At 69.8% G+C, this 21623-nt stretch carries 20 protein-coding genes; 10 read left to right on the forward strand and 10 right to left on the reverse strand.

From position 1 onward, the window contains the following. Positions 1 to 221 precede the first annotated feature (221 nt). Together CFP71_RS02060 and CFP71_RS02065 are read right to left on the reverse strand one after the other, a co-directional pair. Entirely contained in the window at positions 222 to 1247 is a 1026-nt protein-coding gene (locus CFP71_RS02060) for an LLM class F420-dependent oxidoreductase (protein ID WP_093932112.1), read from the reverse strand. A 12-nt stretch (positions 1248 to 1259) separates the two neighbouring features. Next, positions 1260 to 2180: an oxygenase MpaB family protein gene (locus CFP71_RS02065; protein WP_093932113.1), complete on the reverse strand. Its 921-nt coding sequence runs from the start codon at positions 2178 to 2180 to the stop codon at positions 1260 to 1262. Between the two features lie 103 nt (positions 2181 to 2283). Between CFP71_RS02065 and CFP71_RS02070 the strand changes: the two genes are divergently transcribed. Then, positions 2284 to 2877, forward strand: a complete 594-nt coding sequence (locus CFP71_RS02070) for a TetR/AcrR family transcriptional regulator (RefSeq protein ID WP_093932114.1) — start codon at positions 2284 to 2286, stop codon at positions 2875 to 2877. On the opposite strand, the gene dmpG is transcribed toward CFP71_RS02070, so the two are convergent. Beyond that, positions 2868 to 3902: a 4-hydroxy-2-oxovalerate aldolase gene (dmpG, locus tag CFP71_RS02075; RefSeq protein WP_093932115.1), complete on the reverse strand. Its 1035-nt coding sequence runs from the start codon at positions 3900 to 3902 to the stop codon at positions 2868 to 2870. The genes CFP71_RS02070 and dmpG overlap by 10 nt on opposite strands. Then, positions 3899 to 4801 carry an acetaldehyde dehydrogenase (acetylating) gene (locus tag CFP71_RS02080; RefSeq protein ID WP_093932116.1) on the reverse strand — a complete coding sequence of 301 codons (903 nt, stop codon included), beginning with the start codon at positions 4799 to 4801 and terminating at the stop codon, positions 3899 to 3901. The genes dmpG and CFP71_RS02080 overlap by 4 nt, the downstream gene beginning before the upstream one ends. Before the next feature lie 41 nt (positions 4802 to 4842). Here CFP71_RS02080 and CFP71_RS02085 point away from each other — a divergent pair, with 41 nt between their 5' ends. From CFP71_RS02085 to CFP71_RS02105, 5 genes are all read left to right on the forward strand, one after another. Further along, the gene (locus CFP71_RS02085; protein ID WP_093932117.1) at positions 4843 to 5610 is read left to right on the forward strand and encodes an IclR family transcriptional regulator; all 768 of its coding nucleotides are present in this window, start codon (positions 4843 to 4845) and stop codon (positions 5608 to 5610) included. Positions 5611 to 5697: 87 nt separating this feature from the next. Beyond that, a complete protein-coding gene (locus CFP71_RS02090) occupies positions 5698 to 7500 on the forward strand; it encodes a phospholipid carrier-dependent glycosyltransferase (RefSeq protein ID WP_093932150.1) in 1803 nt (600 codons plus the stop codon). 24 nt (positions 7501 to 7524) lie between these two features. After that, complete coding sequence (locus CFP71_RS02095) at positions 7525 to 8367, forward strand: DUF4397 domain-containing protein (protein WP_093932118.1); 843 nt, start codon at positions 7525 to 7527, stop codon at positions 8365 to 8367. Beyond that, the gene (locus CFP71_RS02100; RefSeq protein WP_093932119.1) at positions 8357 to 8944 is read left to right on the forward strand and encodes a class F sortase; all 588 of its coding nucleotides are present in this window, start codon (positions 8357 to 8359) and stop codon (positions 8942 to 8944) included. Before CFP71_RS02095 ends, CFP71_RS02100 begins: the two co-directional genes overlap by 11 nt. A 44-nt stretch (positions 8945 to 8988) precedes the next feature. Beyond that, on the forward strand, positions 8989 to 9684 hold the full coding sequence (locus tag CFP71_RS02105) for a type 1 glutamine amidotransferase domain-containing protein (RefSeq protein ID WP_093932120.1): 696 nt from the start codon (positions 8989 to 8991) through the stop codon (positions 9682 to 9684). A gap of 10 nt (positions 9685 to 9694) precedes the next feature. Here the strand turns inward: CFP71_RS02105 and CFP71_RS02110 are convergent, their stop codons facing one another. From CFP71_RS02110 to CFP71_RS02120, 3 genes are all read right to left on the reverse strand, one after another. Then, a complete protein-coding gene (locus tag CFP71_RS02110) occupies positions 9695 to 10798 on the reverse strand; it encodes an LLM class flavin-dependent oxidoreductase (RefSeq protein WP_093932121.1) in 1104 nt (367 codons plus the stop codon). 178 nt (positions 10799 to 10976) lie between these two features. Then, positions 10977 to 11687 (reverse strand): MBL fold metallo-hydrolase, encoded by a 711-nt coding sequence (locus CFP71_RS02115; RefSeq protein WP_093932122.1) that lies wholly within the window; start codon positions 11685 to 11687, stop codon positions 10977 to 10979. A gap of 17 nt (positions 11688 to 11704) precedes the next feature. Continuing rightward, a complete protein-coding gene (locus tag CFP71_RS02120; RefSeq protein WP_093932123.1) occupies positions 11705 to 12229 on the reverse strand; it encodes a DinB family protein in 525 nt (174 codons plus the stop codon). 41 nt (positions 12230 to 12270) lie between these two features. Here CFP71_RS02120 and CFP71_RS02125 point away from each other — a divergent pair, with 41 nt between their 5' ends. Continuing rightward, positions 12271 to 13122 (forward strand): DMT family transporter, encoded by an 852-nt coding sequence (locus CFP71_RS02125; RefSeq protein WP_093932124.1) that lies wholly within the window; start codon positions 12271 to 12273, stop codon positions 13120 to 13122. Here CFP71_RS02125 and CFP71_RS02130 read toward each other — a convergent pair. Together CFP71_RS02130 and CFP71_RS02135 are read right to left on the reverse strand one after the other, a co-directional pair. Next, positions 13103 to 14140, reverse strand: coding sequence for a FecCD family ABC transporter permease (locus tag CFP71_RS02130; protein ID WP_093932151.1), 1038 nt, complete (start codon positions 14138 to 14140; stop codon positions 13103 to 13105). The genes CFP71_RS02125 and CFP71_RS02130 overlap by 20 nt on opposite strands. 41 nt (positions 14141 to 14181) lie before the next feature. Next, positions 14182 to 15225 carry a FecCD family ABC transporter permease gene (locus CFP71_RS02135; protein WP_093932125.1) on the reverse strand — a complete coding sequence of 348 codons (1044 nt, stop codon included), beginning with the start codon at positions 15223 to 15225 and terminating at the stop codon, positions 14182 to 14184. 106 nt (positions 15226 to 15331) lie between these two features. Here CFP71_RS02135 and CFP71_RS02140 point away from each other — a divergent pair, with 106 nt between their 5' ends. From CFP71_RS02140 to CFP71_RS02150, 3 genes are all read left to right on the forward strand, one after another. After that, positions 15332 to 17008, forward strand: coding sequence for an ABC transporter ATP-binding protein (locus CFP71_RS02140; protein ID WP_093932126.1), 1677 nt, complete (start codon positions 15332 to 15334; stop codon positions 17006 to 17008). Then, a complete protein-coding gene (locus CFP71_RS02145; protein ID WP_093932127.1) occupies positions 17005 to 18762 on the forward strand; it encodes an ABC transporter ATP-binding protein in 1758 nt (585 codons plus the stop codon). The genes CFP71_RS02140 and CFP71_RS02145 overlap by 4 nt, the downstream gene beginning before the upstream one ends. Positions 18763 to 18875: 113 nt before the next feature. Beyond that, entirely contained in the window at positions 18876 to 19961 is a 1086-nt protein-coding gene (locus CFP71_RS02150; protein ID WP_093932128.1) for an iron-siderophore ABC transporter substrate-binding protein, read from the forward strand. Between the two features lie 530 nt (positions 19962 to 20491). Here CFP71_RS02150 and CFP71_RS02155 read toward each other — a convergent pair. Continuing rightward, entirely contained in the window at positions 20492 to 21511 is a 1020-nt protein-coding gene (locus CFP71_RS02155; RefSeq protein WP_093932129.1) for a metallophosphoesterase family protein, read from the reverse strand. Positions 21512 to 21623: the final 112 nt, after the last annotated feature.

Here is a 21623-nt window from a genome sequence, read left to right on the forward strand (position 1 = left end):
CTCATTGCCACTCACGACCCCCTCGCCAAAGGTGCATGCCAGCATGAAACGGACATTCTACAGCCGGAAAGTGTCCCTTGTGGACAGATGAACCCAAGTCCGTGAAGGCCTCCTTGAGGGACCCAGAGTCCCTCAAGGAGGCATTCACGGACGGGCACTCAGGGCTTGCGGCCTCATGAGTGGCGGACACCATCGCGGGGAAAGCGCCCTTCAGCTCCCAGCTACGAAAGGGTTTCGGCGACCTTCGTGAGTGTCGCGGCATCGCCCCGCAGAAGCAGCGTGGTCACCACGGTCTCCTCCCACGCGGCCAGTTCGTCACGGATCTTCTCCGCCGGTCCGATCAGCGACGTGTCCTCCACCAGCGACGTCGGGATCGCGGCGGTCGCCTCGTCCTTCCGGCCCGCCAGGTACAGCTCCTGAACCTTGTCGGCGACGTCCTCGTACCCCATCCGGGCGAAGACGTCGTGATGGAAGTTGACCGATTTCGCGCCCATGCCGCCGATGTAGAGCGCGAGCGACGGCTTGATCCAGCTCGCGGCCTCCTCGACGTCGTCGTGGACGAGCACCGGCACGGACGCGGCGACCTCGAAGTCGTCGAAGCCGTGCCTGGCACCGGGGCGCGAGAAGCCTTCTTGCAGCGCTGTCCGGTAGAAACCGTCGCTCTTGGGCGAAAAGAACAGCGGGAGCCAGCCGTCGCAGATCTCCGCCGAAAGCGCCACGTTCTTCGGCCCTTCCGCGGCGAGGAAGATCGGGATCTCCTTGCGGAACGGGTGCACCGTGGACTTCAGCGCCTTCCCCAGCCCCGTCCCACCTTGCAGCGGCAACTGGAAATGCCGACCGTCGTGGGTCACCGGCGCCTCCCGCGCGACGACCTTCCGCACGATGTCGACGTACTCGCGGGTGCGCGCCAGCGGCTTCGGATACGGCTGCCCGTACCACCCCTCGACCACCTGCGGTCCGGACGCGCCGAGCCCGAGCACGAACCGGCCGCCGGACAGGTGGTCCAGCGTCAGCGCGTGCATGCCCGTCGCCGTCGGGGTGCGCGCCGACATCTGGACGATGTTGGTGCCGAGCTTGATCCGGCTCGTGGACGCGCCCCACCAGGCGAGCGGGGTGAACGCGTCCGAGCCGTAGCCCTCGGCGGTCCACACGGAATCGAAGCCGAGTTCTTCGGCCCGCAACACCGCGTCCAGCGCGCCTTCCGGCGGGGCGGAGGACCAGTAACCGAGGTGGTAACCAAGCTTCATCGAGGCTCCTAATCAGACGTTCGGTGAGTAGTGCTCGGGTTTGCCCCGCTCCGAAAGCGGCGGAAGGTTCCTCGCCGGAGTCTCGACCAACGGCGCGTCCGGGGCCAGTTCGCCACGCTCACGACGCCAGCCCGCCCTGGCCCGAGGGTGGTAGCGGCGGTCTCGCGGGACCAGCTTGAACGCCGCGTTGATCAGCTTCCCGACCCGCCGGTGCCGTCGCTCGTCGCGATCGGTCCAGGTGTAGCCGAGCAGTTCGCGGATCGGCGGGTCGTACAACCCGACCGTCAGCCAGACGAAGTTCCGCGCCACCTGCCCGCCCACGAGGTTCCACGCGAAATCCGGCAGCCACGGCAGGAAATGCGGCTTCGCGAGGTCCTTGATCTCCAGCACGTCGCGCGTGGCCTTGTTGTCCTCCAGGACGTCCTCGCACATCCGCTTCCAGTACAGCTGGAAGTCCTCCCACGTCCGGGGCACCGGGCGCATGCTCATGCCGTACATCTCGTACCACTGCACGTGCTCGTCGAACAGCTTCCGCTTCTCGGCCTCGCCGATGCCGCCGACGAAGTTGTCGGCGATGAGGATGGCGCTCATGAAGAACGTCGAATGCGCCCAGTAGAAGGTGTCCGGGTTGAGCGCGTGGTAGCGCCGCCCGTGTTTGTCGACGCCCTTGATCCGATCGTGGTAGCCGCGCACCTCCAACGCCGTCTGTTGGGCGCGCGGGCCGTCGTAGATGACTCCCCCGATCGGGTACAGCGAGCGGAACAGCCGCTGCCAGCGCTCCTCGAAGAACCGCGAGTGTTCCTCCACGCCCGCGCCCAGTTCGGGGTGCATGTTCTGCATGGACCCGGCCCAGAGCGCGATGAGCAGCCCTCGCCAATCGCCGAAGTACTTCCAGGTCAGCGAATCCGGTCCCAGCGGCCGCGGCTGTGTCATCCCCGGTCTCCTCAATGAGCTGGTTAAATTGACCACAACTGTTGTCAGGTTAAAGTTGACAACAGCCGTAGTCAACTGTTGCATTCAGGACGAGGAGCCGATCATGGCCGGCCGGAGCTGGGCAGGCACGACCCTGGACGACCGCAAGGCCGCGCGACGGGAACAGCTCGTCGAGGCGGGACTCGACCTGCTCGGCACCCAGGGCAGTGCCGGGGTGAGCGTCCGCGCGGTCTGCCGTCACGCCAAGCTGACCGAGCGGTACTTCTACGAGAGTTTCACCGACCGCGAGGAACTGGTCGTCGCGGTCTACGAGCACATCGGCGAGCAGGCGCGGCAAGCGCTGGTCGACGCCGTCAGCCACACGGCCGAACCCGCCGAACGGGCGAAGGCCGCCGTCCGCGCCTTCGTCGGATTGATGCTCGACGACCCGCGCAAGGGCCGCGTGCTGCTGCTCGCGCCGATCACCGATCCCGCGCTGACCACCCGCGGGATCGCGCTCCTCCCCTCCTTCGCCGAACTGGTCAGCGGGCAGTTGTCCCACGGTGACGCGGCGGAACGGCAGATGACGTCGATCGGGCTGGTCGGCGCGCTGAGCAACGTCTTCATCGCCTACCTCGACGGCTCGCTCAAGGTGAGCCGCGACCGCCTGATCGACCATTGCGTCCGCCTCGTGCTCGGGGCCGACCGTCAACCCTGATCGCGTTCGGCGACCAGCTGAAGAGCGATGTCGATGATCATGTCCTCCTGTCCGCCCACGTACTTCGCGGCGCCGACGCGGTAGAGGATTTCGTGCGCCGGGACGTCGTAGCGCTCGGCGGCACGCTCCGCGTGCAGCAGGAAACTCGAGTACACGCCCGCGAAACCCTGCACGATCGACGACCGGTCCATCACCGGCAGCCGGGTGATGTAGGGCTTCACGACGTTCTCGGCGGCGTCCATCAGCACGTCCTTGTCGACGCCGGTGCGGATCCCGAGCCGTTCGAACGTCGCCGCGAGGACCTCGGTCGGCGAGTTGCCCGCACCGGCCCCGAGCGCCACCAGCGAACCGTCGATCTGCCGGGCACCGGCCCGATACGCGAGCACCGAGTTCGCGACGCCGAAGCTCAGGTTCTGGTGCCCGTGGTAGCCGACCTGCGCCTCGTCGCCGAATTCCGCCACGAGCGCGGCGACGCGTTCGCCCGCGTCCTCCAGGATCAACGCCCCGGCGGAATCGACGACGTACACGCACTGGCATCCGGCGTCGACCATGATCCTGCCCTGCTTCGCCAGCGCTTCCGGCGTAGACATGTGGGACAGCATCAGGAATCCGACCGTCTCCAGCCCGAGCTCCCGCGCCGCGCCGAAGTGCTGGACGGAGACGTCGGCCTCGGTGCAGTGGGTCGCGATCCGGACCGCGCCCGCGCCGAGATCGGCCGCCACCTTCAGGTCGCCGACCGTGCCGAGGCCGGGCAGGAGCAGTACCGCGATCTTCGCCCGTCGTGCCTCGTCGACCGCCGCGGCGATCAGCTTCCGCTCGTCGACCAGGGAGAACCCGTAGTTGAACGTCGAGCCGCCGAGCCCGTCGCCGTGACTGACCTCGATCAGCGAGACCCCGCCGTCGTCCAGCGCCCGGACGGTGTCGCGCACGTTCTTCTCGGTGAACTGGTGCGCCATGGCGTGGCTGCCGTCGCGCAGGCTGGTGTCGACCAGCCGGACCTCACGGTCGATCCCGTCCCACTTCACGCCGCCACCTCCTGGGTCGCCAGCAGCTCGCCGACGCGGGCGGCCGCGGCCGTCATGATGTCGAGGTTCCCGGCGTACTTCGGCAGGAAGTCCCCGTTCCCGGCGACCTCGAGGAACACCGCGACCCGTGCCTGCCCGCTCCAGCCCGGCCGGGGCGGGTCGTACTGCGGATCCGCTTTGAGCGTGTAGCCCGGCACGTAGGCCTGGACGGTCTCGACCATCCGGTGGACGGATTCGGTCACCGCGGCGAAGTCCGCGTCCGGGTCGATCGCGCAGAACACCGTGTCGCGCATGATCATCGGCGGTTCGACGGGGTTGATGATGATGATCGCCTTGCCGCGGCTCGCTCCCCCGACCAGTTCGATCCCGCGCGCCGTCGTCGCGGTGAACTCGTCGATGTTCGCCCGCGTGCCCGGCCCGGCCGACCGCGACGAGACGGACGCGACGATCTCGGCGTAGGGCACCGGCGTCACCCGGGACACCGCGTGCACGATCGGGATCGTGGCCTGGCCGCCGCAGGTGATGAGGTTGACGTTCGGCACGTCCAGCCGTTCCGGCAGGCCGACGGCGGGGCAGGTGAACGGGCCGACCGCGGCCGGGGTCAGGTCGATCGCGCGGATCCCCGCGGCGGCGTAGCGCGGCGCGTTCGCCAGATGCGCCTTCGCCGAAGTGGCTTCGAAGACCAGGTCCGGCAGCTCGTCGCGGGACAGCAGCCAGTCGACGCCGCCGGCGGAGGTCTCCAGCCCCAGCTCGGCCGCCTTCGCCAGCCCGTCCGACTCGGGGTCCACGCCGACCATGTACCGCACCTCGACGTGATCGCTGCGCCTCAGCTTCGCGAGCAGGTCGGTGCCGATGTTCCCGGGACCGACGATCGCGGCCACCGCTTTCCGTTGCGCCATGTCAGGTGACGCTCCCCGAGCGGATAGGGCACACTCAACCCATGCGTGCCGCTGGGCGGAACGACGACCCGGAACGAACCGGAGCGGACGGCCTCGTGGCCGCCCGCGTCACCGCGCTGCTCTCCGCCTTCCGTCCGGGCGACGACGCGCTCGGCGTCTCCGAGCTCTCGCGGCGGACCGGGCTGGCGAAGTCGACCGTCCACCGGCTCACCGGGCACCTGGTCGCGACCGGACTGCTCGAACGCGAGGGCGCGGCACTGCGGCTCGGGCTGAAACTGTTCGAGATCGGCCAACTGGCGGTGCGGCGCCGCGGACTGGTCGAAGCGGCGCGTCCGTATCTCGCCGATCTCCGCGAGGCGACCCGGAACACCGTGCATCTCGCGGTGCTGGAAGGCACCGAGGTCGTCTATCTCGACATTCTCCGGGGACCCGACGCGCCGTCGTTGCCGTCCCGGATCGGCGGCCGTTTTCCCGCGCACGCCACCGGTGTCGGAAAGGCCATTCTCGCGTTTTCCCCGGATTCCGTGGTGACAGAGGTGATCGACGCGGGATTGCCCAGGGTCAGCGTCCGGACGATCACCGCCGCCGGCCTGTTGCGGCGCCAGCTCGCGAAGGTCCGCGACGAGGGAATCGCGTTGGAGCGCGAGGAATCCGGTGTCGGCGTCGTCTGCGCCGCGAGCCCTTTGCTCGACTCACAAGGCGTCGCGGTGGCGGCCTTGTCGATCTCCGGCTGGGCGAATCGCATGCACACCAACCGGGTCGCGCCCGCGGTCCGGACCGCCGCATTGGCGCTCTCTCGTACCCTGTAAGAAACTATCCGTTGATTTTCACGTGATCGAAAGAATGTCGTCAATTCAGCCGTGTCCACCGCGAATTTCCGGGGCTACGCTTCGCGAGTGGTTCCCGTCGATGTCAACGGACGCCGCCTGGTAGGGACGGCCGCCATCCGGCTGCTGTCGATCGACGTCGTGCTCACGCTTCTCGTGATCACCGGTGGCGCGCGCGTGCTCAACCTGGCCTCACCGACGCCGTCTCCCGCCACCGAGCCGGCGACGGTCGCGCATGTCTTCGCCTTGAGTCACCTCACTTCCTTCACTGACACCGGCGTCACCGGGACGTCGCCGTTCGGCTGGGCGCAGCTGGCCGGGTACGCGCTGCTCTCGCGGACGTTCGACCGGACCACCGTCCCGGTCATGGCGGTCCGCGAGACGACGGTGCTCGCGGCCGTGCTGTGCGCGGTCCTGCTGTGGCTCCTCGCGCGACGGCTGGGGCTGCCGTTCTGGGCGGCCACCATGGCGGTCGTGCTGATGGCGGTGTCGCCGCTCGCGATCGGGATGCAGCGGGTGGTGCTCGTCGAGCATCTCGCGGTCGCCTGGATCCTCGCCGCGCTCGTCCTCGCCGCGACACGGCGTGATCGGGCGCGGCCGTGGCACGACGTCCTCGTCGCGGTGTGCCTTCTCGCGGGTGTCCTCACGTCGCCACTGGCCCTGCTCGCGCTGCCGGCGGCGGGCTGGCTGCTCGCCCGGCGGCGGGAGGCGTCCCGCGTCGCGTTCACCGCCGTGGTGTTCACGCTCGGGCTCGGTATTGCTTTCGGCCCGGCCGGTCCGGTGCTGCGTCCGGAGCTGCCCGGGCCGCGTCCGCCGGGCATCGCCGACTGGGTCGTGCTGGACCCCGTGTTCGTCGTGCTGTCGATGGTCGCGATCGTCGCCGGGATGGTCCTGCCCCGGACACGGCCGCTCGCCGTTTCGGCGTTGCTGATCGCCGCCGTCCTCGCTTTCCCCGCGATCCCCGTCGAACTCCCGCTCGCGCTGTTGATCCCGCTGACGCCGCTGCTCGTCGCCGAAGTCGCGGCCACGGTCGCGGCGGGCGCCCCGGCCGCCGGTCATCGCCTGGTCCCGGCTCGCCGTCCCCTGCCCGCCATCGTGCTGGCGACGGTGCTGACCCTCGTCTCCGTGGCGGGCTGGGCGCACGGATTCGGCAGGCTGGCGCCGGGACCGTCCGCCGAGGCCTCGCTCACCCAGGCGCGGGAATGGTTACAGGACAACGCTTCCGGCGCCGTCGTCCTGGTCGACGACGCGAGCTGGACCGAACTCGCCGCGGACGGCTGGCCGACCGGTTCCCTGATCCCGGTCGGCTCGTGCGCGGTCACCTGCGCTGTCCCGGAATGGGCGGTACTGACCGCTTCCGGACAGCGCGAACAGGCGCGTTTCCCCGCCGCGGCCGCGGTTCTCGTCGGTGGCACCAAAGTCGCCGTCTTCGGTTTCGGTGAGGACACCGTCACCGTCTCCCGCTTCGGCGAGCCTCCGGATTCACCCGGTGAGACCGAGGAATCCGGAGCACGTTCGCGTGCCGGTGCGGCCTTGGCGGCCTCGGAGCGGATCCAGTGCGAAGGGCGCACCCGGGACGCGCTGATCGCGGGCGAGGCCGATCCCCGGCTGATCGCCACCGCCGCCGCGCTCGCCACCCTCCATCCGATCCGGCTGGTCGATTTTCCCTCCGTGCCAAGCGAAGCCGCCGCCGGTCAGCCGCTGCGCCGGCTGGTCGTCTCCGGTAACGACGAAGCCGCCATCGCCGACTTCTTCACCGGTCAGCGCGCCACGTTCCAGCCCGCGTCCGTCACCCGGGTGCCGGGCGGAGTGCTGGTGACGTACCCGTTGTTCCCACCGTCCGGACTGCTCACGCCGTTCTCGTCACCCTGATCCCCGGCAAGAAAGGTCCTCACCATGCGTCTCGTCACGGCCCTGATGAGACCCGCCGGCGTCGTCGCCGCCGCTTTGGTCCTGTTCGGCGGCCTGTCGCTTCCCGCACACGCGGCGCCCGGCCCCGGCGTCGGCTGGATCCGCGTCGGGCACCTCTCCCCCAAGGTCCCGCCGGTCGACATCTACTTCGCCACCTTCGGCAAGCCCGAAAAGGTCGTCATCCGCAAGGCCGGCTACGGCGCGGTGACGCCCTACTCCTCGGTGACCCCCGGCGCGTACACGGTTTCGATGCGGCCCGCCGACGCGGCCGCGTCCTCGCCGCCCGCGCTGAGCGCGACGATCGAGATCAAGGAGGAGAGCGCGTACTCACTGCTGGTGTTCGCGAACGGGCCCGGCGCGGGTTTGCGGGGTGAACTGGTCCAGGACGATCTGACCGCGCCCGCGGCCGGGAACGGACGGGTCCGCGTCGTCCAGGGCTCGGCCGCGCTGACCCCGGTGAGCGTCACCGGGCAGGACGGGAAATCCGTGGTGAACGGCGCCACGTATGGTTCGACGACGCCGTACACGGAACTCCCCGAAGGACGCTGGTCGCTGAAGATGACCTCCGGCGGCACGACTTCGGAGTCCACAGTGGACATCAAAGCCGGATCGACGACCAGCCTGCTGGTGACCGAGAACGGCACCGGGTTGAAGACCGAGGCGATCGCCGACGGCGCCACCCTGCCGAACCCGCCGAAACTCGGGGTCGAGACCGGTGGCGGCGGGACCACCCCGAAGTCCCTGCCGTGGTGGCCTTTCGCCGCTTTGCCCGCGCTGGTCCTGATCGCGGTGCTGGTGGGCAGACGACGTCCGGCGCATGATCGCTGACCGCGCCGCGTTCGTCCTTTCAGGACTTCTGGCGCTCACCGCTTGCGCGCCCGCTCCGGCGCCTCTCGCCCCGGCGGGAGCGGTCGCGCCGGCCGTGCCCGGTCCGCTTCCGCTTCCCGCCAGGGCGAAGGCGGCGCCGAACCGGCTGACCATCCCGGCGATCGGCCTCGATCAGGCGGGACTAGTCCCGCTCACGCTCGGAGCGGCAGGCGAACTCCAGGCACCCGGCCGGTTCTCCGACGTCGGCTGGTACGAGGACGGGCCGGTGCCGGGCGACCCCGGCCCCGCCGTCCTCGCCGCGCACGTCGACTCGCGCTCGGGACCGGCGCCGTTCTTCCGGCTGCGCGAACTGCGGCCCGGCGACGAGGTACGCGTCGCGCGATCCGACGGCGCCGACGTCGTGTTCCGTGTCGACTCCGTCCGGCGTTACCCGAAGGACGAATTCCCGACGCAGGCTGTCTACGGTCCCGCGCCGGGCAGCGCGCTCAGGTTGATCACCTGCGGCGGAAGCTTCGACGCGGCGAAACGGTCCTATCGGGACAACGTCGTCGTGTACGCCTCACAGCGCTGGGACTAGAACGCGGCAGGATTAGAGGACAGGCGCAACGGGTAGCACCAGGTATGGCCGCTCAGAAGATCTTGATCATCGTCACCAACGTCCGGGAGTACGAGAAGGCCGGGATGCGAACCGGGCTGTGGCTGGGCGAGTTGACTCACTTCTACGACTACGCCGAGGAGCACGGCTTCGAGCTCGACATCGCCAGTCCGGCGGGTGGCTACGTGCCGATCGACCCCGAAAGTCTGGCGCACGACGTGCTCGGAGAGTTGGGCACGGACCGGCGTTACCGCGACCGCGACTTCATGGACCTGCTGAAGGACACCAAAAAGGCAAGCGACGTGAAAGCCGAGGACTACGACGCGATCTATTTCACCGGTGGCCACGGGGTGATGTTCGACTTCCGCGACCAGGCTCTGGCCGGGTTGACGGCCCGGTTCCACGACAGCGGGCGGATCGTTTCCGCGGTTTGCCACGGCCCCGCCGGCCTGCTGGAAGTCACCCTGGAGAACGGCGACCCGCTGCTCAAGGGCAAGAACGTCACCGGGTTCTCCTGGCCGGAGGAGGAAGCCGCCCAGCGCGCCGACGTGGTCCCGTTCAGCCTTCAGGATGAACTGAAGAGCCGCGGAGGGAATTACACCGTCGCCGACCAACCCTTCGATCCGTACGTGGTCACCGACGGACGGCTCATCACCGGGCAGAATCCCGCCAGCGCTCGCGCTGTCGCCGAGGCCGTGGTCGCGGCCGTGAAGAATCGGTGACCAGGACCGCCTAGACGTGCAGGCCGCGGCGGATCAGCTCCGGCCGGACACCTTCGCCGAACCAGTACGCCTCCTCCAGATGCGGGTATCCGGAGAGGACGAACTCCTCGATGCCGTGCGCGTGATACTCCTCGATGAGATCGGCGACCTCCTGGTGGCTGCCGACCAGAGCCGTGCCCGCGCCGCCGCGCACCAGGCCGATACCCGCCCACAGGTTCGGGTGGATCTCCAGCCCGCGCACGCCACCGTCGGTTTTCCCGCCGTGCAGTGCGGCCATCCTTTGCTGGCCGACGGATTCACTGGCGGACAGCTGCTTCTGGGTGTGGGCGATCCGCTCGGGGTCGATCGCTTCCAGCAGTTTCGCCGCCTCCGCCCAGGCTTCGGCCGACGTGTCACGGGACAGGGTGTGCAGCCGGATGCCGAAGCGGACCTTCCGGCCCTGTTCCTCGGCGAGCTCGCGGACCTTGGCGATCTTCTCGGCGACCTGCGCGGGCGGCTCGCCCCAGGTCAGGTAGACGTCGGCGTGTTTCGCCGCGATCGGCAGCGCCGCCGGCGAGGAACCTCCGAAGTAGATCGGCGGTACCGGATCGGGCGCCGCGCGCGTGGTCGCGCCCTCGACCTTGAGATGCTCGCCGTCGTAGTCGAACGGCTTGCCGCTCCACACCCCGCGCACGATTTCGAGGAACTCGCCGGTGCGGGCATAGCGCTGGTCGTGGTCGTGCCGGTCACCGAACCGGCGCTGCTCGACAGCGTCGCCGCCGGTGACGACGTTGAGCAGCACGCGCCCTTGAGAGAGCCGCTGGAAGGTCCCGGCCATCTGAGCGGCCAGCGTCGGCGAGATCGTCCCGGGCCGGAACGCGACCAGGAACTTGAGGCTTCTCGTCTCCCGGATCAGCGCCGCCGTCGTCAGCCAGGCGTCCTCGCACCAGGTCCCGGTCGGTGTCAGTACGCCTTCGAAACCGTTGGCTTCGGCGGCGCGGGCGACCTGGGCGAGGTAGTCGAGGCTCGGCTCACGGGCGGCGGACGCCCCGGCGGCGCGACTGGCGTGGAAGTGCTCCACGATCGTGCGGCCGTCGCCGGTGGTGGGCAGGAACCAATGCAGCTTGAGCGTCACGCTTCCGAGCTTCGGCTTCCCGGGCGGGGCGGGTCAATCGGCGGGCTCCGCGTCCCGCGATCTGGACGCCTCCCCCGCGTTCAGAGGACTGAACGCGGAGGGGTCCGGCGCTGCGGGCACAACGCGGGGTGGCTCGCCGGGTCGGTCCCTGCGCCCTCACGCAAGGTGTGAAACGCGGTCAGCCGCCGAACATCAGCCGCCATTGGTCCAGCGACTTCGGCTGGAACACGAAGTTCGTGTCCTTCACGCGCGAGAGGTTCGCCGACGGCTCGGCCGAGTACTGGTGCCCCGGGTAGACGACCGGATCCCCGTCCAGCCCGGCCAGCCACTGCAGGCTCCGGTAGATCGCGTCCGCGTCACCGCCCGGGAAATCGGTGCGGCCACAGCCTTCGAGGAACAGCGTGTCGCCCGAGACGAGCTTTCCGTCGACCAGGAAGCACTGGCTGCCCGGGGTGTGCCCCGGCGTGTGCAGCAGCCGGATCGGCACCGCGCCGACCTCGAGGACGTCGTCGTGTTCGTGCGAGCGCAGGTCGGTCCCGGAGACGCCGGTGATGCGACGGACCCATTCGGCCTCGGCGCCGTTGACGTGGATCGGCACCTGCTCGCGCTCCAGCAGTTCCGCGATCCCCGGCAGCGAGAAGCCCATCATCTCGCCGCCGACGTGGTCCGGATGGTGGTGCGTCGCGAGGACACCGGTCAGCCGCATGCCGTCGGCTTCCAGCAGGTCGAGCAGATCGCCGACGGCGTACGCCGGGTCGACGACGACCGCCTCGTTCGTCTCCCTGTCGCCGATCAGATAGGCGAAGTTGACCATCTGCGTCGCGACCGGATCCCCCACCGCGAAGTCACGGCCCGCGAGCAACTGCCGGAAGTACAGCCTGTCAGCCATGCGGACACCTTACGGCCCTACTCTCCCGTGGCGCCGTCGGCCAGCTCCCGCAGGATGTCCAGATGCCCGGTGTGCCGCGCGGTCTCCTGGAGCACGTGCGCGAACACCCACCGGACGGTGAACTTTCCCGACCGGCGCGCACGATCGTCCGGCGAGACCCCGGCCAGCGACGACTCCGACAACGCCCACTCCGCGCGGTACGCCGCCACGACCGAACGCGGGTCGTCGTCCTCGGTCAGGTCCCAGCTCGGATCCGGTGAGCCTTCCCACAGCGACGGCAAGTCGGCGCCGCCCGCTTCGATCGAGAGCCACCAGCGTTCGACCGCGGTCAGATGCTTCAGCAGCCCCAGCGCGCTCATCCGCGGCGACGATGGCATCGGCGTCGCGACCGCCTGTTCCCTGGTCAGCCCGGCGACCTTGTTCACCGCGGTGGCCCGGAGGAAGCGCAGGAAGTCCCACTGGATCCCGGCTTCGTCCTCGGCGATCCCGGCGGGCCAGGCCCGGTCCACCGGCTCGGCGGCACTCGAACTCGTGTTCGACATCCCGCCACCTTACACATCGGGCAGGACTAGGCTGACGCTTCATGTGGTGGGGACTGATTTGCGCGCTCTTCGCGGCGTGTGCGTACGGCGTCGCTTCGGTGATGCAAGCGATAGCCGCGAAGGCGACTTCAGGCACTGAAGACCGTGTCGATCCCCGGCTTCTCGTGCGGGTGCTGCGGCAGTGGAAGTTCGTCGCGGGCCTGGCGCTGGACGTCGTCGGGTTCGTCGCCCAGGTCGCCGCCCTGCGCGTGCTGCCGCTGTTCATGGTCCAGGCGGCGCTGGCGGGAAGCCTCGCCGTCACCGCGGTCGCGGCGCGGGTGCTCGGTGTCCGGTTGGGACGTCGCGAGTGGACGGCGGTCGCGGTCGTCTGCGCCGGGCTCGCCCTGCTCGGGATGTCCGCCGAAAGCGAGGGCTCGGACGCGACCGGGCTGGGCTTCCGGCTCGTGCTGGTCTGCGCGGTGGTCGTCCTCGGCACGGCCGGGATGTTCGCCGGCCGCGCGTCGCGGCGGATCCGGACACCGGCGCTGGGCCTGATCGCCGGGCTGTGCTTCGGCGTGGTCGCCCTGTCCGGCCGTGTGCTCACCAGCCTCGCCCCGCTGGACCTGTTGACGGACCCGGCCACGTACACCCTCGGCGTGGCGGGCGCGCTGGCGATGTTGTTCTACGCCACCGCGCTGCAACGCGGCAGTGTCACCACCTCGACCGCGATGATGGTGATCGGCGAGACCGTCTTCCCTTCCCTGATCGGGGTTCTCGTGCTGGGCGACACCACCCGGCCCGGGTTCGCGGCCGTGGCGGCGGTCGGTTTCGCGCTCGCGGTCTCGGCGGCGCTGGCGCTGGCCCGTTTCGGCGAGCCCGCGCCGATCGAGCCGGTCAGCGCGCAGCCCGGCTGACCCCGCGCCGGGAAACCAGCAGCCAGGCCAGGTACAGCCCGCCGATGGCGCCGGTCACGAGACCGACCGGCAGACCGGCCAGGAACCGCTGGGTGACCAGATCACTCACCACCAGCAGGAGCATGCCCATCAGCGCGGCCGCGGCGAGCCCGGGCCCGGAAGACCGCGTGAGCCGTTTCGCCAGCTGAGGCGCGGCGAGGGCCAGGAACGCGATCGGTCCGGCGGCCGCGGTCGCGATCGAGCACAGTCCGACGCTGACACCGAGAAGCACGACCCGGCTCCGCTGGACGGGCACGCCGAGTCCCATGGCCGAGTCGTCGCCCATCTCCAGCAGGGAAAGCCTCCGGCCGTAGACGAAGGCCGGCGGGACCAGGACGGCGATGGCGATCGCGACCGGGACGACGTGCTCCCATCCGCGCCCGTTGAGGCCACCGACCAGCCAAGCCTGTGCGGCGAGGCCGTCCTGCTGGGCGGCCCGGGTGATCAGGTACGAATTGAACGCGATGAGCATCGCGTTGACGCCGATGCCGACCAGGATCAGCCGGAAGGTGTGCACGCCGCCCTTGAACGCGAGCAGCGCGATCAGCGCCGCTGTCGCGACGCCGCCGACGAGCGCGCCGAACGAGACCTGGAGCATCCCGCCGTGCACCACGATGATCGTCAGCAGCGCGCCGGCGGCCGCGCCTTCGGTGAAGCCGATGAAATCGGGGCTGCCCAAGGGATTCCCGGACAGGCTTTGCAGGATCGCGCCACTGACCGCGAGCGCGCCGCCGACCAGCAGCGCGGTCAGCAGCCGCGGCAGCCGCAGCGTGGTCACGATGAACTCGGTGGCCCGGTCGCCGAAGCCGAACAACGTCTGGATGACCTCGCCGACGCTCAGCGGGTAGTCGCCGGTGGTCATGCTGACCGCGCCGGCGAAGAACACGGCGACGGCCAGCAGCACGACGACGATCGCCGCCCGAGGGGTGACGCGCAGCGACAGCCCCCCGCCCGGGGTGCGCAGGACGCGGGTGGTCATCGGTGGGCGCTCCTTGATCGCGGTCCCCTTGTCGCCTGATGTCACAGCCGGGCCAGCTTCCTGCGCCGGCACAGCGCGATGAACACCGGCGCACCGAGAAACGCGACGACGATGCCCGCCTGCAGTTCCTCCGGCGGGTTCAGCACGCGGCCGACGATGTCGGCGCCGATCAGCGCGATCGGCGCGAGCAGCATCGAATATGGGAGCACCCAGCGCTGATCCGGGCCGACCAGCAGGCGCGCGGCGTGCGGCACGGCGAGCCCGAGGAACAGGACCGGCCCGATCGCCGCGGTGCCCGCGCCGCAGAGGAGCATCACCACGATCGCGCCCAGCACCCGGGTGCGGCCCACGTGGGCACCGAGCGCCTTGCCGGTCTGGTCGCCGAGCGCGAGGACGTTGAGCGGCCGGGCGAGCAGCAGCGCGATGATCACGCCGATCACGACGAACGGCGAGATCTGCAGGAACACGTCCCATTTCCGGCCGCTGAGCGAGCCGACGTTCCAGAACCGGAACTGGTTGAACGTCTCGGGCATCAGCAGCAGCACGCCGACGATGTAGGCCTGGAGCACCGCCATGACCGCGGAACCGGCGAGCACGAGACGGTCCGGCGTGGCGCTGCGGCCCGCCGAGCCGAGGACGTACACCACGACCGAGGCGATCGCCGCTCCGGCGAACGCGAACCAGATGTAGCCGAGCACGCTCGTGACACCGGCGAACGCGATCCCCGAGACGACCGCCGCCGCGGCGCCGGTGTTGACCCCGAGCAGACCGGGATCGGCGAGCGGGTTCCGGGTGAGTGCCTGCATCACCGCGCCCGCGAGGCCCAGCGCCGCACCGACGACGAGTCCCAGCAGGGTCCGCGGGATACGGAGGTCGTGGATGATCACCGCGTCGGTCGAGCCGTCGTTGTGCCACAGCACCGACCAGGTGGAGGTGAACGGGATGCTCTTCGACCCCACCCAGATGCTGAGCAGGAACACGAGCCCCAGCAGGGCGAGCCCGAGCACCAGACCGCCGGCGCGGAACGTCCGTGCCGCCGCGCTCGGCGGGGACGCCGCGGCGGGCGCGCGTTCGGTGACGACCACGAAACCTCCTTCGAGTGAGGCGAGGCTAACCGAACGCCGGAGTTCACCTCAACGAGCTACCTACTTAGACTAGCCTTACCTTCCCCACTTTCGAACGGAGGCGCCGGTGCCCGCAACGGCCACCACCAGCCGGAGCGTCCTGCGCCAGGCGATCTCCGGACAGCGACGCCAAGTCACCCTCGCGTCCGTGCTCGCCGCCGGTCATCAGGGCGGTGAAGCACTCGTCCCGGTGATCATCGGCGTGGTCATCGACCAGGCCGTCGACGGCGGTTCGGCGGGCACGCTCGCGTTCTGGCTCGCCGTGCTCGGCGTGGTCTTCGCGGGACTGTCCTACAGCTACCGGTTCGCCGCGCGCGCGGCCGAAGGCGCCTCTCTCCGTGCCGCGCACGACCTGCGCATCGCGATCAGCAGGCGCGTCCTGCATCCCGGTGGCGGAGCCGAAAACGGCAAGCTGGCCGGCGAACTGGTCAACATCGGCACCAGCGACGCGCAACGGGTCGGCGTCGTGAACGCGGCACTGCCGTTCGGGATCGCCGCGCTGGCCGGGGTCCTGGTCAGCGCGGTCGCCCTGCTGCGCATCTCGCTGCCGCTGGGTCTTCTCGTCCTCCTGGGCACACCGCCGCTGCTGTATCTCGCCCACCTCATCGGCAAGCCACTGGAGCGCCGCAGCGAAGCCGAACAGGAACGTTCAGCGCACGCTTCGGGCGTCGCCACGGATCTCGTCTCCGGCCTGCGGGTGCTGAAAGGAATCGGCGCCGAACCGGCCGCGGTCGCCCGCTACCGCGACACGAGCCAGAACTCGCTCAAGGCGACCTTGCGCGCCGCGCGAGCCAAGGCCTGGCACGACGGCGCGGTGCTCGCGCTCACCGGGATCTTCATCGCGATCGTCGCCCTCGTCGGCGGAAACCTCGCGGCGTCGGGATCGATCAGCGTCGGCGATCTCGTCGCGGCCGTCGGGCTGGCGCAATTCCTGCTCACGCCGTTCCTGATCTTCTCTTGGGTCAACGGCGAGCTGGCACAGGGCCGCGCGTCGGCGTCCCGGGTCGCCGATCTGCTGACCACGCCGCCGTCGGTCGAAGCGGGCGACGGCGAACTCCCGTCCCCCGCCGCCGGGACCGTCCGGCTGACCGGGGTCTCGTACGGCAGTCTCCGCGGTGTCGACCTTGAAATCCCCGCCGGGCAGCTGATCGGCGTCGTCGCCGCCGATCCGGCTGCGGCGACCGACCTGCTCGATTGCCTCGGCCGGGCGGTCGACCCCACCGAAGGCGGGGTGCACGTCGACGGCGTCGATCTGTCCACTGTGGACCCGGACCGGGTGCGGGAGGTCGTCCTGGTCGCCGCGCACGACGCGGATCTGTTCGAAGGGACGCTGGCGGAGAACGTGGGGCCCGCTCCCGACGAGGCGCTGGCCGCGGCGGCGGCGGACGAGGTCGCGGCGGCGCTTCCGGACGGCACCGGGACCGCGGTCACCGAACGCGGCCGCTCCCTTTCCGGCGGTCAGCGACAGCGCGTCGCCCTCGCCCGCGCCCTCGCCGCGGACGCGCCGGTGCTCGTCGTCCACGACCCGACGACGGCGGTGGACACCGTGACCGAAGCGAAGATCGCCACCGGGCTCGCCCGGCTACGACAAGGACGGACCACGATCCTGGTGACCACGAGTCCCGCGCTGCTCGCCGTGACCGACCGCGTCGTCGTCCTAGACGGCGGCCGAGTCACCGGTGAAGGCGGCCACGCCGAACTTGCCCGCGATCGCGCCGACTACCGCGCGGCGGTGCTGTCATGACCCGGGAACTCCTCCCCACCGCCGACGGCAAGCGGATCCGCGCCGTCCTCGGCGAACTGCTCAGTACCTCGAAAGCCCGCGCGGCCGGAGCGCTCGTGACGCTCGTCGGCGCGACCGCGATCGGGCTGCTCACCGCCCGTCTGCTCGGCCACATCGTCGACCTCGTCATCGAGAAGAGGCCCGCGACCGAACTGACCACCCCCGTGGTGGGGCTGGTCCTGGTCGCCGTCACGCAGGCGATCGCGACGGCGGTGGGTGTCTCGCTGACCGCGAGGCTCGGCGAGACACTGCTGGCCGAACTGCGCGAACGGTTCGTCGACCGGGCGCTGAGCCTCCCGCTGGAACAGGTCGAACGCGCGGGCTCCGGCGACCTGACCGCCCGGGTCACCAACGACGTCACGGTGGTCGCGCGGGCGGTCCGCGACGCCTTGCCCGAACTGGGCCGCTCGGCGCTCACCATCGTGCTGACCCTCGGCGCACTCGCCGTCATCGACTGGCGGTTCCTCCTGGCGGCGCTGCTGGCGACGCCGATCCAGCTCCACACCGTGCGCTGGTACGTCCGCAACGCCGTCCCGTTGTACGCGAAGCAGCGAATCGCGACGGGTTCGCAGCAGCAGCAACTGCTCGACACGATCGGCGGCGCGAAGACCGTCCGCGCTTTCCGGCTCGCCGACGCGCACGTGGAGCGGGTCCGGCAGCGGTCCGAGGGCGCCATGGACCTGATGCTGCGCGGGGTCCGGCTGATGACGAGATTCTTCGCCAGGCTCAACCTCGCTGAGTTCGTCGGCCTCTCGGCCGTGCTCGCGGCAGGCTTCCTGCTGGTGGGCGCCGACGCGGTGACCGTCGGCGCGGCGACGGCGGCGGCGTTGTACTTCCACAGCCTGTTCGGTCCGATCAACACCGCGCTGGCGCTGGTGGACGACGCGCAAGCCGCCACCGCGAGCCTCGCCCGGCTGATCGGGGTCGCCGATCTGCCCGCGCCGCGTGAACCCGAACGGCCCGCGAAACCCCTTGACGCCTCGGTGAAGGCGGCCGGGATCTCCCATTCCTATGTGGACGGACACCCGGTACTGCGCGACGTCGAGCTGAGCCTCTCCCCCGGCGAGCGGGTCGCGCTGGTCGGCGCGAGCGGGGCGGGGAAGACGACGCTGGCGAAGCTGATCGCCGGGATCCACACCCCGGGCTCCGGCACGATCTCCGTCGGCGGGGTGCCACTCGACGAACTCGGGCCGTCCGGCACCCGGCAGGCGGTCGCGCTGATCAGCCAGGAGGTGCACGTCTTCGCCGGTTCGCTGGCGGACGACCTCCGGCTCGCCCAGCCTGGCGCGTCCGACGCGGAACTGCTCGCGGCACTGGAAAAGGTCGGCGCGCGCGGCTGGGCGGAGGCGCTGGGCGAAGGGCTCGCGACCGTCGTCGGCGAAGGCGGCCATCAGCTGACCGTCACCCAGTCCCAGCAGCTGGCCCTGGCCAGGCTGGTGCTGGCGGATCCGCCGATCGCGATCCTCGACGAAGCCACCGCGGAGGCCGGGAGCGCGGGCGCGAAAACCCTCGAAGCCGCCGCGGCAGCCGCCCTCGAAGGCCGGACCGGCCTGGTGGTCGCGCATCGGCTGACGCAGGCGGCGGCCTCGGACCGCGTCGTCGTGCTCGACGCGGGCGTCGTCGTCGAGAGCGGGACTCACGACGAACTCGTGGCCTCGGGTGGTCGCTACGCGACGCTTTGGGCGGCCTGGTCGGACAACCGTTCACGGACGTGACCCGGGACGCAGCGTCGCCGGTTGCAATCGGCCGTTCGGCGTCTTAGGTTAGGCAAACCTGAATCTCGATTAATCCGGCATTTCACCGGATCGCCGATCAAGAAGGACGGACGATGGCCCGAATCCCCACTCTCTCCGCCGTGCGCGGGCGCCTGAAGACCGCCGGCGTGCTGGCGTCCACCCTGGTGCTGGCCGCCTCGCTCACCGCGTGCGGAGGAGGCGGCGAGTCGGCCACCCCGGCCGCGCAGAACTCCGCCGGTTCGGCGGTCGACGCGAACGCGTTCCCGACGACCATCGAGCACAAGTACGGCAGCACCACCATCACCCAGGAGCCCAAGCGGGTCGTCACGGTCGGCCTGACCGAGCAGGACGCGTTGCTCGCGCTCGGCGTGGTCCCGGTCGGCGTCACCGAATGGCTCGGCAAGTTCCCCGGCACCATCGCCCCGTGGGCGACCGACAAGCTCGGCGGCGCCGCGCTGCCCGAGGTCCTCAAGGATGTCGACGGGCCGCAGTACGAGAAGATCGCCGCGCTGAAGCCGGACCTGATCATCGCGCTGTATTCGGGGCTCACCAAGGAGCAGTACGACAAACTGGGCCAGATCGGCGTCCCGGTCGTCGCGCAGCCCAAGGAGTACAACGACTACGGCATCCCGTGGCAGGAGGCGACCAAGAAGGTCGGCCAGGCCGTCGGGCGCGCGACCAAGGCCGACGAACTGGTCAAGGGCGTCGAGGACAAGTTCGCCCAGGTCCGCAAGGAGCACCCGGAATTCGAAGGCAAGTCGGCCCTGATGGCGTCGACCTACGAGGGCTACTTCGTTTACGGCAGCCAGGACCCGCGCTCGCGGATCCTCGAATCGCTCGGCTTCAAGCTGCCGGCCGACCTCGACGCCGCCATCGGTGACAAGTTCGGCAAGAGCCTCAGCGCGGAGCGGACCGACCTGCTCGACCGCGACGCGCTCGTCTGGCTGATCGACACCCCGGCCAAGGCGCAGGAGATCCTCGGCAAGGACGCGCTCTACACCGGTTTGAAGGTGGCGAAGGAAAAGCGCGAGGTCTTCATCGAGAACGAAGGCACCTATGGCAGCGCGGTGTCCTTCGTGACCGTGCTGAGCCTGCCTTACGTGCTGGAGCGGATCGTCCCGCAGCTCACCGCGGCGGTCGACGGCGACCCGAAGACCGAGGTCAAACCGGCCGGCTGAGCCGTTTTGGGAAAGGAACGGGGTCGCGGGCTTTTGCTCGCGGCCCCGTTTTCGTCTCGGGGGCAGCGCGACTCCGGCCGGTACGTCGCGAAAGCCACTTTCGGGCACGGTTCTGAGCGCCGGGTCCGTGAAGGCCTCCTTTCCTACCCTGAAGGTAGGAAAGGAGGCCTTCACGGACACTCAGCCCAGGAACTCGACCTCCGCACCCCGCCGTTCGGTCCGGGTGATCGCGAGTTGGCGATTCGGGCTATTCGAGGGTAAGGCGAAGGTGCCTTGTTCGCTTACCGGCGTGTCTGCTTGGGATGTTGCGAAAGTGGCTTTCGCAACACCGCCGACCCGGCAGGCCGCACCGAGCCAAGGTACGCAGCCTGCCGGGCCGTCTGTTCCCAATGTGGCATTGGAGACGCTGAGCGTCTCCAATGCCACATTGGGGAACAAACCGCCACCGCGCGCGGGGCAAATACCGCTCCGGTCAGAACCCCGGGTCACCACTCACGGCCCGCCGCACCGACGCGGGACCGGACTCGTGGTCAGTGCGGGAATCCCCAGGAGTCGTGCAAGGGAACGGTGATCTGCTTCAGCCAGGTCTTGCTGGTGAAGTCACGGGCCTTGATGACCACCGAGCCGGGCGAGACCTCGACCTGCAGCCCCTGGTTGAACGCGCCGCCGAGCGACACTTCCCCGCCCTTGCCGTCGTCCGTCCAGCCGGTCTGGACGGCGGCGGTGTTGACCACGGTGAAGCCTTCGAGGTTGCCGGTGCCCGGAACGACCCGGCGCACCACCCAGTCCGAAAGGTTCAGGTCCCAGTGCGTGTGCCCGGAGAACAGGAACACGTCCCGGTAGCGGCCGAGGATCGAGAGCAGCCTGTCGGGCTGGAGGTAGTCGGACCGGTAAAGCTTGTTGTGCGTACCGGAAACGGTGTTGGGCAGCGGGTGATGGGTCAGCACCATCACCGGGCTGCGCCGGATCGACCAGTACTTCAGGCGCTGTTCGAGCCAGGTGAACTGCCGGTCGCTCATCCAGACCTCGTCCCACAGCTTGAGGTCGTGGTACTTGGCGTACCGCTCGGTTCCGAGACACAGCACCGGAACCCCGCCGAACGACGTCTCGTTGTAGACGGTGTTGCGGCCCGCGAACCGGTAGAAACTGCGGAACAGCGAGTCCTCGGTCGTGCCGTTGGGCCAGGTCTCCTGGGCGAGCGTGTCGGGATCCCGCCATTTCGGGACGTAGAACTCGTGGTTGCCGATGGCCCAGGCGACCTCGCGCGGATGCCGGTGCTTGTCGAAGGTCTGGCGAAGCTGGGCGTACTCGAAGTCGTATCCGCGCGGGGTGAGGTCACCCGCGATACCGAGTCCCGCACTGCCCGGGTTGATCGCGTGCAGATCGTCGAGCGCGCTGCCGAAGTCGGTGAGATCGCCCTGGATGTCACTGAGGATGTTGAACCGGACGACCGGCCACTGTGGACCCCACTTCGCCTGCGCCTGGGGCTGCGCCTCCGCCTGACCCGGCAGCATCGCCACCCCTGCCGCCGCGGCAGGGGCGGTCACCATAAATGCTCTTCGATCCATAATGTGAACGCTACTCACGTTTTATGGCCGAATCCGGTCGCGAAGCTGAACAACGCAAGTCCGTGAAGGACTCCTTGAGGGACTTGAATCCACG

Origin of the sequence: Amycolatopsis thailandensis (assembly GCF_002234405.1) — a bacterium.
In the GTDB taxonomy this organism is placed as follows: Bacteria; Actinomycetota; Actinomycetes; order Mycobacteriales; family Pseudonocardiaceae; genus Amycolatopsis; species Amycolatopsis thailandensis.

Bases quoted from the DNA above. Each gene is read 5' to 3' on its own strand.
- CFP71_RS02060 (WP_093932112.1), bottom strand. From the start codon at position 1,247: ATGAAGCTTGGTTACCACCTCGGTTACTGGTCCTCCGCCCCGCCGGAA.
- CFP71_RS02065 (WP_093932113.1), bottom strand. From the start codon at position 2,180: ATGACACAGCCGCGGCCGCTGGGACCGGATTCGCTGACCTGGAAGTAC.
- CFP71_RS02070 (WP_093932114.1), top strand. From the start codon at position 2,284: ATGGCCGGCCGGAGCTGGGCAGGCACGACCCTGGACGACCGCAAGGCC.
- CFP71_RS02080 (WP_093932116.1), bottom strand. From the start codon at position 4,801: ATGGCGCAACGGAAAGCGGTGGCCGCGATCGTCGGTCCCGGGAACATC.
- CFP71_RS02085 (WP_093932117.1), top strand. From the start codon at position 4,843: ATGCGTGCCGCTGGGCGGAACGACGACCCGGAACGAACCGGAGCGGAC.
- CFP71_RS02095 (WP_093932118.1), top strand. From the start codon at position 7,525: ATGCGTCTCGTCACGGCCCTGATGAGACCCGCCGGCGTCGTCGCCGCC.
- CFP71_RS02100 (WP_093932119.1), top strand. From the start codon at position 8,357: ATGATCGCTGACCGCGCCGCGTTCGTCCTTTCAGGACTTCTGGCGCTC.
- CFP71_RS02105 (WP_093932120.1), top strand. From the start codon at position 8,989: ATGGCCGCTCAGAAGATCTTGATCATCGTCACCAACGTCCGGGAGTAC.
- CFP71_RS02115 (WP_093932122.1), bottom strand. From the start codon at position 11,687: ATGGCTGACAGGCTGTACTTCCGGCAGTTGCTCGCGGGCCGTGACTTC.
- CFP71_RS02120 (WP_093932123.1), bottom strand. From the start codon at position 12,229: ATGTCGAACACGAGTTCGAGTGCCGCCGAGCCGGTGGACCGGGCCTGG.
- CFP71_RS02125 (WP_093932124.1), top strand. From the start codon at position 12,271: ATGTGGTGGGGACTGATTTGCGCGCTCTTCGCGGCGTGTGCGTACGGC.
- CFP71_RS02130 (WP_093932151.1), bottom strand. From the start codon at position 14,140: ATGACCACCCGCGTCCTGCGCACCCCGGGCGGGGGGCTGTCGCTGCGC.
- CFP71_RS02145 (WP_093932127.1), top strand. From the start codon at position 17,005: ATGACCCGGGAACTCCTCCCCACCGCCGACGGCAAGCGGATCCGCGCC.
- CFP71_RS02150 (WP_093932128.1), top strand. From the start codon at position 18,876: ATGGCCCGAATCCCCACTCTCTCCGCCGTGCGCGGGCGCCTGAAGACC.
- CFP71_RS02155 (WP_093932129.1), bottom strand. From the start codon at position 21,511: ATGGTGACCGCCCCTGCCGCGGCGGCAGGGGTGGCGATGCTGCCGGGT.